The 10976-nt window shown below is 59.9% G+C and carries 7 protein-coding genes; 5 read left to right on the top strand and 2 right to left on the bottom strand.

The window, feature by feature from the left end:
• On the bottom strand, positions 1 to 1418 hold a 1418-nt coding region (locus WD823_RS10945; RefSeq protein WP_368429535.1), incomplete at its 3' end, for a secretin N-terminal domain-containing protein.
• Between the two features lie 21 nt (positions 1419 to 1439).
• A complete protein-coding gene (locus tag WD823_RS10940; protein ID WP_368429534.1) occupies positions 1440 to 2306 on the bottom strand; it encodes a type II secretion system protein N in 867 nt (288 codons plus the stop codon).
• 157 nt (positions 2307 to 2463) lie between these two features.
• Here WD823_RS10940 and dnaE point away from each other — a divergent pair, with 157 nt between their 5' ends.
• The 5 genes from dnaE to kdsA all read left to right on the top strand — a co-directional run bounded on the left by dnaE (position 2464) and on the right by kdsA (position 10925).
• Entirely contained in the window at positions 2464 to 5955 is a 3492-nt protein-coding gene (gene dnaE, locus WD823_RS10935) for a DNA polymerase III subunit alpha (protein ID WP_368429533.1), read from the top strand.
• A gap of 26 nt (positions 5956 to 5981) precedes the next feature.
• On the top strand, positions 5982 to 6941 hold the full coding sequence (locus WD823_RS10930; RefSeq protein ID WP_368429532.1) for an acetyl-CoA carboxylase carboxyltransferase subunit alpha: 960 nt from the start codon (positions 5982 to 5984) through the stop codon (positions 6939 to 6941).
• Between the two features lie 37 nt (positions 6942 to 6978).
• Positions 6979 to 8346, top strand: coding sequence for a tRNA lysidine(34) synthetase TilS (tilS, locus tag WD823_RS10925; RefSeq protein ID WP_368429531.1), 1368 nt, complete (start codon positions 6979 to 6981; stop codon positions 8344 to 8346).
• A gap of 81 nt (positions 8347 to 8427) precedes the next feature.
• A complete protein-coding gene (locus WD823_RS10920) occupies positions 8428 to 10083 on the top strand; it encodes a CTP synthase (protein ID WP_368429530.1) in 1656 nt (551 codons plus the stop codon).
• Positions 10080 to 10925, top strand: a complete 846-nt coding sequence (gene kdsA / locus WD823_RS10915; RefSeq protein WP_368429529.1) for a 3-deoxy-8-phosphooctulonate synthase — start codon at positions 10080 to 10082, stop codon at positions 10923 to 10925. The genes WD823_RS10920 and kdsA overlap by 4 nt, the downstream gene beginning before the upstream one ends.
• Positions 10926 to 10976 lie beyond the last annotated feature (51 nt).

The raw sequence follows: 10976 nt of genomic DNA, 5'->3' as shown, positions 1-10976 counted from the left end.
AAATTCGTAACGGCGCCGACGGCGCCGCCACCGGCCTTGTCGCCCGCCGCCCATTGGAATCCGAATTGCGAGGCCTTGTCGGTGGTGATTTCGGCGATGAGCGCCTCGATGAATACCTGTGCACGGCGCACATCGAGCTTGTCAATTACCGCGCGCAGATTGTTGAACACGGCATCCGACGCGCTGATGATGAGCGAATTGGTGGCCTCGTCGGCCTGGATTTGCGAGCTTTCGCCCGCCGGCCTGGACGCCGCGACGGCCGGACGTCCGGGAATTGCCGCCGCCGCAGTCTGGACGCGCGCTTCGCCGGCCATCAATCCACGGAGAATTTCAGCCAGCTTGGTGGCTTCCGCGTTACGCAGATACACGACTCGCGTGTTGCCGCCGATTTTCGCCGGCACGTCCAGTTTCGCGACCAGGTCGCGCAAATCGTTGAGCGTTCCGATGTTCTCGGCGCGGGCCAGCAAACTGTTCGTGCGCAGATCCGGCATGATGGTCACCCGGTCGGCATCGCCACCGGCGGCCGCCTGGGGAGTGGGCGCGCCGGTGGATTGCGTCACGTTGGGATACAGTCTCACGAGAACTTCCGCGATATCCAGTGCGGAGGCATGTTTCAGGGGAATGATGGCCAATTCGCCCGCGCCGCGTTGATCGAGAATATCGATGATGTGCAGCAGGTTGCGGATGTTGTCCGCATAGTCCGTGATGATCAGCGTGTTGGCGGGCGGGTACACCGAGATTTGGCTGGTCGGCGCCATGAGTGGACGCAACGCCGGGACGAGTTGCGCCGCGGTACCATGCTCCACCGTGACCACATGCGTGATGGTTTGTTCGCCGCCTCGCGGCGCCGTTCCGGTCGTGACCGAGGCGCTTTGTTTGGCTTCCGCCAGCGGAACGAGTTTGATCAAGCCGCTGGCGCTGTCGATGGCGGTAAATCCCTGCGCCTTGAGCGACGCGAGAAAGATCTGATAAATCGCATTCCGGGAAACCGGCTGGGTGGAGATGATCGTGAGTTTTCCCTTGACGCGCGGATCGATCAGAAAATTCTTTCCCGTGATCTGTGATACGGTTTTCACCACCGCCTGAATATCCGCCTCCTGGAAATTGAACATCATTTGTCCCTGACGCAGCGTCGGTTCTCCGGCAGTCCTGGAGCCCGTCGCTGGCACGGCCGGTGCGTCGGGCCTTGGGCTTTGCCGGGTAACGGGCACCGTACCGGATGCGGCCGGCGGCGGGACGGGTGGCGCCGGTTGCCGCGCGGCGCCCGGGGCGACGCGTTCGTAAGGCGAGGAAGGCGGTGGGAGCGGCGTCACTTCGGCGGCCCGGGATATCGATATGACCAGCAGGATGCCCGTCATCATCGATAGCGGGATCACGATGCTGTAGTGCCGGAGGCTGAATGTCCTTGGTTTTTTCACGTTAACCGTCTTCGAAATTAATCAGTTCTGGGCAAATTGGTAATACAGCTGCTCGATTTTGCCACCACGGTTAATTTCCATTTGCACCGCGGTAATATTTTCCAGCTGTTGATATTGCTGGATCGCATCTTCTAGCGTATTGACCGGTTGCCCGTTGATGGTCTTGATGACATCGCCCATGCGTATGCCCAGCTTTTCGTAAAGACTTCCCGGCTGAATATGACGCACCAGAAAGCCGCCATCGCTGGCGGGCACCACGGTCGCCTGTCGCAAGAATTCCGGCGTGCGCATCTGCGCGGCGAGGTTCTCGCGTTGCACCGTGAAATGATTGGCCGATGTCTCCTTTACAATGCCGCTGACATTGGATGCCACCCGGGATGCCGCCGGAACCGACGCCCTCTGATCAACGTTCGATTTTTCAGCGCCCACCAGCATCAGGCTTTCCAGGATGCCGTTGCGCCGGATCACCACGCGGTCAGGGAAGACCGCCTGCAGCATCGCGCCGGCGGTTATGGTGTCACCGACGGCATACGGTTCCTGGGTCTGGCCATTGGCGGAAATCAGCGCATAGCCGCCGCCCGCCGAGGCGATCACGCCAGTCAAAATCAGATTCAGGCTGCTGATCGGAAGATTATCCAGACGTCTTTCCGTCAACGCCTGGCTGACTTGTCCGAACAGGTGAGCCGACAGCAGCGGCTGCACGGAAAAGTCGCCCGGTGACGCCGCGAGGGTTGTTGGCGCCATAACGAGCGGACGCAGCGGCGGCTTGGCAAGCAGCCAGGTCCAATGGGCCATGCTCGCCGTCAGCAACAACAGCATCGCGCCATTAAGAACTCCAGGCAGCCATTGCCTGACACGGGGATTCGCCAAGACTTCGTCAATACTCATTTATTCAGTTTCAGCTGCTTGCGCCATGCTGTGGATGTTGCTACTTAACATTATATCTTGACAACCGGAAATTCCTAATGAAACAAGCGAAAAACGCGCAAACCGCGGGAAAAATATCCTGCTTCCCTGACCGGTGAATTTACGGTGAAATACCCGCGTGAGCCGATCTTTCGTCCATCTGCGCGTACATTCGGAATTTTCCCTCACGGACGGCATCGTCCGTACTGATGATCTGGTCAAAACCGCCGCCCATCTCGACATGCCGGCGGTGGCCCTGACGGATCTCGCCAATCTTTTCGGGGCAATCAAATTTTATCAGGCGGCTTGTCAGGCGGGGGTGAAGCCCATCATCGGGGCGGACGTGTGGCTGGACAACCCGGCTGATCCGCACAAGCCGCATCGGTTGGTGCTGCTTTGCCGGGACATCGAAGGCTATCATCGACTGTGCCGCCTGCTCACGCGCGCCTACGTGGAAGGTCAGCATTCCGGGAAGCCCTGTTTGAATAAATCCTGGCTCAAAGCTCCGATGTCAGGATTGATCGCGCTGTCCGGAGCGCACGAAGGAGATATCGGCCAGGCGCTGCTTTCCGGCAACGAATCGGCGGCGGCGGAAATCGCCCAAGGCTATCAACACTGGTTCCCGGGAAGTTTTTATCTTGAATTGCAGCGCACCGGTCAACCGTTCCTGGAAGATTACAATCACGCCGCCGTATCACTGGCTCACAGATTGTCGCTGCCGGTGGTGGCGACAAACCATGTCGTGTTTTTGCAACCGGAAGAATTCGATGCGCATGAGGTCAGGGTGTGCATCCAGGACGGCCGCGTGCTGACCGACGCCCGCCGGCCACGTCGCTTCACCGCGCAGCAATATTTCCGCCGTCCCGAAGAAATGGCCGAGCTGTTTCAGGATATCCCCGAGGCGATCGAAAACACGATTGAAATCGCCCGCCGCTGCAACCTGCGCTTGGAGTTTGGGCGCTATTATCTTCCGGCATATCCCGTCCCCGATGGCATGACCATCGATGATCTGCTGCGCCGTGATTCGCAGGTCGGTCTTGAAGCGCGGTTGAAGCTGATCCCCGAAGCCGTGCGTGAAGCGAAGCGCAAGGTTTATTCCGAACGTCTCGCGCTGGAACTCACCACCATCAGTAACATGGGTTTTCCCGGTTATTTTCTGATAGTGGCGGATTTCATCCTCTGGGCAAAGAAAAACGGTATCCCGGTCGGACCCGGGCGCGGCAGTGGCGCCGGCTCGCTCGTGGCCTGGAGCCTCGGCATCACCGAACTCGACCCGATCGAGCATGACTTGCTGTTTGAGCGCTTCCTCAATCCCGAGCGCGTATCGCTGCCCGATTTTGACGTGGACTTCTGCATGGAACGGCGGGATGAAGTGATTGAATACGTAACCCGGCGTTATGGTCACGAACGGGTGGCGCAGATCATCACGCACGGCACCATGGCGGCCAAAGCCGTGGTGCGCGACGTGGGCCGCGCCATGGATCATCCTTACGGTTACGTGGACAAAATCGCCAAACTTATTCCGTTCGAAATCGGCATGACGCTCGAGCGCGCGCTGGAAATCGAACCGCAACTTGCGGACCGCTACAAAAGCGAGGAAGACGTGCGCGCATTGCTCGATACCGCGCGCCGCCTCGAAGGCCTCGCGCGCAGCGCCGGCAAGCACGCCGGTGGCGTCGTTATCGCGCCGGGACCGCTCACCGACTTCATGCCGCTATACTGCGAGCAGGGCGGCAAACAGACGGTGACGGGGTTCGACATGGAAGACGTCGAAAAACTCGGTCTCGTCAAATTCGATTTTCTGGGATTGCGCACGCTGACGATCATCGACAAGGCGGTCAAGACCATCAACGCCGCGCGCGCGAATCACGGCGAGCCGCCGCTTGTCATCGAGCAACTCCCCGTCGACGATCCCGCGACGTATGCCTTGCTTAAATCCTGTCGCACTACCGCCCTGTTCCAACTTGAATCTCGCGGCATGAAGGATCTGATCCAGCGCGTGCAGCCGGATAAATTCGAGGAAATCGTGGCGCTCGTGGCCTTGTTCCGTCCCGGCCCGTTGCAGTCCGGCATGGTGGATGACTTCATCAATCGCAAGCACGGACGGGCACGCATCAAGTATCCGCACCCGACGCTGGAATCATTGCTGAAACCCACCTACGGCGTGATCCTGTATCAGGAACAGGTGATGCAGATCGCCCAGGAGCTCGCGGGCTATACATTGGGTGGCGCCGACTTGCTGCGCCGGGCCATGGGCAAGAAAAAACCGGAAGAGATGGCGCTGCAGCGCAACGTGTTCGTGCATGGCGCCGCGGCACGCGGCGTGAACCCCCGTTTGGCGACCGAAATATTCGACTTGATCGAAAAATTCGCCGGTTACGGTTTCAACCGCTCGCATTCGGCGGCCTATGCGCTGATCGCCTATCAAACGGCCTGGCTCAAGGCGCATTATCCCGCGGCATTCATGGCGGCGGTACTGTCATCCGACATGGACAAGACCGATAAAGTCGTGACCATGATCGCCGAATGCCGTGACATGAAACTGACGATTCTGCCGCCCGATATCAACCGCTGTGAATATCATTTCGTGCCGGTGCACGGAGACGCGCTCCCGGGAACCACGGATGCCGATCCCGGCCGGTATTCGAGCATTCTCTATGGGCTCGGCGCCATCAAGGGTCTCGGCGAGGCGGCCATCGAAGCCATTCTGCAAGAACGCCACCGTGATGGCCCGTTCCGGGATTTATACGATTTTTGCAAACGCATCGATCTGCGCAAGATAAATCGGCGCGTCATCGATTCGCTCATTCGTGCCGGTGCGCTCGATGGTCTCGGCACGCACCGCGCGGCATTGGCCGCGTCGCTGAATACGGCGCTCGCGGCCGCCGATCAACACAGCCGGAACCTGGATGCCGGTCAGGTGGATTTATTCGGCGCTGCGACTGCTCCGTCCGGGAAAAATACCTATGAGAATGTCGCGGAGTGGAGCGAGGAACAGCGGTTGGAAGGCGAGAAGGAAACGCTGGGACTTTATCTCACCGGCCATCCGATCGCGCGGTATGCGGATGAACTTAAACGCATCACGGATGCCACCATCGCTGAACTCAAACCCACGACCGCCGCAACCATCGTGGTGGCGGGTCTGGTGGTGGCCATGCGCACCATGCAGACCCGCCGCGGCGACCGTATGGCGTTCGTGACGCTGGACGATCGTACCGGACGGCTGGAATTGGCGGTATTTTCCGAGCTTTATTCGTCGAGCCGCGAGTTATTGGCCAAGGACACGCTGCTGGTCGTCGAAGGGCAAGTGAGCGTGGACGAATATACCGGTGGTTTCAAAATGTCCGCGGAGAAGCTCTATAATATGGATAAGGCTCGCGCCACGTTCAGCAAGCGGCTGGTTATCGATGTCAATGCCGATCTCGCGGGCAACGGGTTCGTCGATGAATTAAAAGAAATTCTCAGTCCTTCGGTGCAGGGACCTTGCCCGGTGTATCTGCATTATCACGGCCAGCGGGCGGAAGCCGAAATCGCGCTGGGCGAGGAGTGGAAGATCAGTCCGACCAATGTATTGCTCGAGCGGCTTTCGCGCCTGGCCGGAGAGCGCAATGTCCACCTGGTGTACCGCTGATAGGAATTGAAGCCGTAATCCCATCCATGAACCAGAATTATCTCGATTTCGAGCAGTCGATTGCCGAGCTTGAAGCCAAGATCGAGGCACTGCGCTTCGCCGACAAGGGTGGAGCGATCAACCTCAACGAGGAAATCACCAAGCTTCACGCCAAAAGCCGCAAACTGACGGAATCCATTTTTCACGCGCTCACGCCGTGGCAAATCTCGCAGCTTGCGCGTCACCCGCTGCGCCCGTACACGCTTGATTACCTGGAACGCCTGGTCACTGACTTCGAGGAGTTGCACGGCGACCGGTGCTTTTCCGACGATGCGGCCATCGTCGGCGGATTGGCGCGGCTGGAAGGCCGCCCCCTCGTCGTCATCGGGCATCAAAAGGGGCGGGACACCCGGGAAAAAGTGCGGCGCAATTTCGGCATGCCGCGTCCGGAAGGATACCGCAAGGCGCTGCGCCTGATGCGTCTGGCGGAACGTTTTCACCTGCCGTTGATCACGCTGATCGACACCCCCGGGGCGTATCCCGGCGTGGGCGCGGAAGAGCGCGGACAGAGTGAAGCCATTGCGCGCAATCTTTATGAAATGGCGCGTCTCAAAACGCCGATCGTGAGTGTCGTGATCGGCGAGGGCGGATCGGGTGGAGCACTGGCCATTGGCGTGTGTGACCGGTTGTTGATGCTGCAGTACGCCACGTATTCCGTGATTTCTCCGGAAGGTTGCGCCTCCATCCTCTGGCGCTCCGCGGACAAGGCGTCCGAAGCCGCGCAAGCCATGGGCATCACCGCGGAAAGTCTCAATCGCCAGGGTCTCGTGGACGAGATTGTCCCCGAACCGTTGGGCGGCGCGCATCGGGATGTCGAGGAGATGGCGAAGTCACTCAAGTCGGCGCTGGTCAGCTCGCTGGATGAATTGAGTTCGATTCCGCTGGAACGGCTGTTGGAACAACGCTACGACCGGCTGATGCATTACGGTGAATTTGAAGAACATTGATCATGAACCCGGCGGTATTGATGACACGGGAGGGCGCATGCCGAATACCGCCGAGGTGTTTTCACTTCAAGCCCTGGCCGATGTGCTCCACCGCCTCGGACTTTCGTCTGCCACGCCGTTAAAAATCGCTTTCAGCGGCGGATTGGATTCCCACGTGCTGTTGCACGCACTCTGCCGGTTACGCGGACAGCGGTCATTGCATGTGAGCGCCATACACGTGGATCACGGATTACAGCCCGCGTCGGGTGCGTGGGCGCAACATTGCAAGCTGGTGTGCGAGCAACTGAACGTTCCGTTTGCCAGCGAACGGATCCAGGTAACGGATATCAAGTTGTCCGGCCTGGAAGCGGCGGCACGCGCGGCACGCTATGCCTGCCTGGCGCGTCACGTGGGAGCGGGCGACGTCCTGCTTACCGCGCAGCATCTGGACGATCAGGCCGAGACCGTGCTGTTGCAATTGTTGCGCGGCGCCGGTGTCCCGGGGCTGTCCGCCATGCCGGCGATGACCCGATTTTCCAAGGGTCGGATGGCGCGCCCGCTATTGGGGTTCACTCGGGCCCAATTGCTGGTTTATGCCACGCAGGAAAAGCTTCATTGGATCGATGATGCCAGCAATGACGATCCACGGTTTTCGCGTAATTATTTGCGCCACCGGGTGTTTCCGCTGCTCGAATCGCGCTGGCCGGGGGCCGCGCGGCAAATCGCGCGGGCGGCGAGTTTGACGGCGGAAGCATCCGGACTCCTCGAGGTATTGGCGGAAACCGATTGGCACCGTTGTCGTATTCAAAACACGGTCACGTTATCGGTGGCGGCCTTGCGGCAACTGCCGCCGCCGCGCCTGCGCAATCTGATCCGCTACTGGCTGCGCACGCAGGGGTTTCAGTCGCCCGCCGCCATGAATCTCGATCAGGTGCTGGTGCAAATTCAGGCCGAGCCGCGCACGCGACAGTCGGTGGTGCGCTGGCCCGATGCGGAAGTGCGCCGTTATCGTGATGCATTGGTCGCGATCCGACCCGAACCGGTAATGAATGCCGCGCTGAAATTGCCATGGAATCCGGTGGAACCGCTGAATATTCCCGGCGTGGGATTATTGCGCGCGGTGTCGGCGCAAGGTGCCGGGTTATCGCAAGAGCGAATCGGTAAATCGCTCCTGACCGTGGGATTGCGTCAAGGCGGTGAAGTGTGCCGGCTGCCCGGACGGATGCACCGCCATAAACTGAAAAAATTGTTGCAGGCAGCCGGCGTGCCGCCCTGGGAGCGCGGTCGTTTGCCACTGATTTATGTCAACGACGAGTTGGCGGCTATCGGCGATCGCTGGGTTTGCGAGCCCTTTGCCGCGCGCACGCATGAAGCGGGATGGAAACTGGAGCTTGAGTTCATGCAGAAATCCGGTAGGTCGAAATAAAGCGGTTGTGAAAATCGCCGTCATCTGGTAGCTTGTCGTTCCGTTCTGCAGCAGCACGACACTTCTGCTAAACGGGCCCAAATGACCAAATTTGTTTTTGTGACCGGCGGTGTAGTTTCCTCCTTGGGCAAGGGAATCGCCTCCGCCTCGCTGGGCACCCTCCTCGAAGCACGCGGCCTCAAAGTCACGCTACTCAAGCTCGATCCTTATATTAACGTTGACCCGGGCACGATGAGCCCGTATCAGCACGGTGAAGTCTACGTCACCAACGACGGGGCCGAAACGGATCTCGATCTGGGGCATTACGAGCGCTTCGTCCGGACCACCATGACGAAGCGCAACAATTTCACTACCGGAAAAATTTACGAAAACGTCATTCGCAAGGAACGCCGCGGCGATTACCTGGGCGCTACGGTGCAGGTGATCCCGCACATCACCGATGAAATCAAGCGCTGCATCCAGCAGGGCGCGAACGAGGCCGACGTGGCCCTGATCGAGATCGGCGGAACCGTGGGCGATATCGAATCGCAGCCGTTCCTCGAGGCGATTCGCCAGATGGGCGCGGAGCAGGGCCCGAGCAACGTGGTGTACCTGCATCTGACCCTGGTGCCGTATATCGCCGCGGCGGGCGAGCTCAAGACCAAGCCGACCCAGCACTCGGTCAAGGAATTGCTTTCGCTCGGCATTCAGCCGGATATTCTTTTGTGTCGCGCCGAGCGCCCATTGCCCGATGACGACCGACGCAAGATCGCGTTGTTTACCAACGTCCCGCCGCGCGCCGTCATCACCGCCATCGACGTGGACAATATCTACAAGATTCCGCGCCTGTTGCACGAACAAGGACTGGATGAAATCGTGGTGGAGAAATTGCGTCTCAACACACGCAAGGCCAGCCTTTCCGAGTGGGACAAGGTTGTCCGCGCCATGGAGCACCCAACCGCCGAGGTCACCGTGGCCATGGTCGGCAAATACGTGCACCTCACGGAGTCCTACAAGTCGCTTTCCGAAGCCCTGAAACACGCCGGACTGCATACGCTGACGCGCGTCAACATCCGCTACGTGGATTCGGAGCTGATCGAGAGCCAGGGCACGGCCCAGCTCGAGGACGTTGACGCAATCCTGGTGCCGGGCGGATTCGGCGAACGCGGGACGGAAGGAAAGATCAAGGCCGTGAACTACGCGCGCACAAAGGGGATTCCCTATCTCGGCATCTGCCTCGGCATGCAGGTCGCGGTGATCGAGTTCGCGCGCAATGTCGCCGGGCTCAAAGGCGCGCACAGCACGGAATTCAACGCCAAGACGGCGCATCCCGTGATCGCCATGATCACCGAATGGACGACTCCGGAGGGCGGCAAGGAAAAGCGCAACGTTGGCGGTGACCTCGGCGGAACCATGCGCCTGGGAGGCCAGGAGTGCAAGCTGGCTCCGGGCACGCACGTGCGCGCGCTTTACGGCAAGGAATCCGTGACCGAACGACACCGCCATCGCTACGAATTCAATAACAACTATCGCGAGAGCTTGCGGGAAAAAGGCCTGGTGCTCGCGGGCACATCCGTTGACGGAACCCTGGTCGAGATCGTCGAATTGGCGGACCATCCCTGGTTTGTGGGCGTGCAGTTTCATCCGGAGTTCACCTCCACGCCCCGCGACGGTCATCCGTTGTTCACGGGATATATCGAGGCGGCGCGGGCGCACCGCACCCAAACGCTGCCCCGGTCACAGGCCGCCGTGACATGAAATTATGCGGTTTCGAGGCAGGGATCGAGCGGCCGTTGTTTCTCATTGCCGGCCCCTGCGTAGTGGAATCCGAGGCGCTGGCGCTGGACACGGCCGGGCAGCTGAAAGAAATCACCCAGGGACTTGGCATTCCGTTTATCTATAAATCCTCCTACGACAAGGCGAATCGCAGTTCGGCGAAATCCTACCGTGGTCTCGGCATGGAACAGGGACTCGCGATCCTAGCCAAGGTACGCCGCGAAATCGGCGTGCCGGTGCTTACCGACGTCCATGAGATCGAGGACGTTGCCGCCGTCGCGGCGGCGGTGGATGTGTTGCAGACGCCGGCCTTGTTATGCCGGCAGACGGATTTTATTCAAGCGGTCGTCGCGGCCGGCAAGCCGGTCAATATCAAGAAAGGCCAGTTTCTCGCCCCGCACGAAATGAAAAATGTCGTGGACAAGGCCATTGAAGCCGGTGGTAAAGACCGCGTTTTGGTATGCGAACGGGGCGTTTCCTTCGGTTACAACAATCTGGTCTCCGACATGCGGTCGCTCGCGATCCTGCGCGAGACCGGATGCCCGGTGGTATTCGATGCCACGCACTCGGTGCAGTTGCCCGGCGGGCAGGGGACGCGCTCCGGCGGCGAGCGCGAATTTGTGCCGGTGCTGGCACGCGCGGCGGTCGCGGCCGGCATCTCCGGCCTGTTCATGGAAACCCATCCCAACCCGGACAAGGCGTTGTCCGACGGGCCCAATGCCTGGCCGCTGGGCCGAATGAAGCATCTGCTGCAGACGCTCAAGGAGCTGGACCGATGCGTGAAGCAGCAAGGGTTCGCGGAACAATCGCTTGCGACTGATTAGAACCTATCTTGCTCTGTTGAAAACCTAACCAAACCTGCTATTCCAATGCTA

The organism is Sulfuricaulis sp. (assembly GCF_040901545.1).
Classification (GTDB): domain Bacteria; phylum Pseudomonadota; class Gammaproteobacteria; order Acidiferrobacterales; family Sulfurifustaceae; genus Sulfuricaulis.
Note: the sequence above shows the minus strand (reverse complement) of the source record. Positions and strands in the feature narration are given on the sequence as shown.

Excerpts from the sequence above, each read along its gene's own strand:
- kdsA (WP_368429529.1), top strand. The coding sequence starts at position 10,080 with ATGAAATTATGCGGTTTCGAGGCAGGGATCGAGCGGCCGTTGTTTCTC.
- WD823_RS10930 (WP_368429532.1), top strand. The coding sequence starts at position 5,982 with ATGAACCAGAATTATCTCGATTTCGAGCAGTCGATTGCCGAGCTTGAA.
- WD823_RS10920 (WP_368429530.1), top strand. The coding sequence starts at position 8,428 with ATGACCAAATTTGTTTTTGTGACCGGCGGTGTAGTTTCCTCCTTGGGC.
- tilS (WP_368429531.1), top strand. The coding sequence starts at position 6,979 with ATGCCGAATACCGCCGAGGTGTTTTCACTTCAAGCCCTGGCCGATGTG.
- WD823_RS10940 (WP_368429534.1), bottom strand. The coding sequence starts at position 2,306 with ATGAGTATTGACGAAGTCTTGGCGAATCCCCGTGTCAGGCAATGGCTG.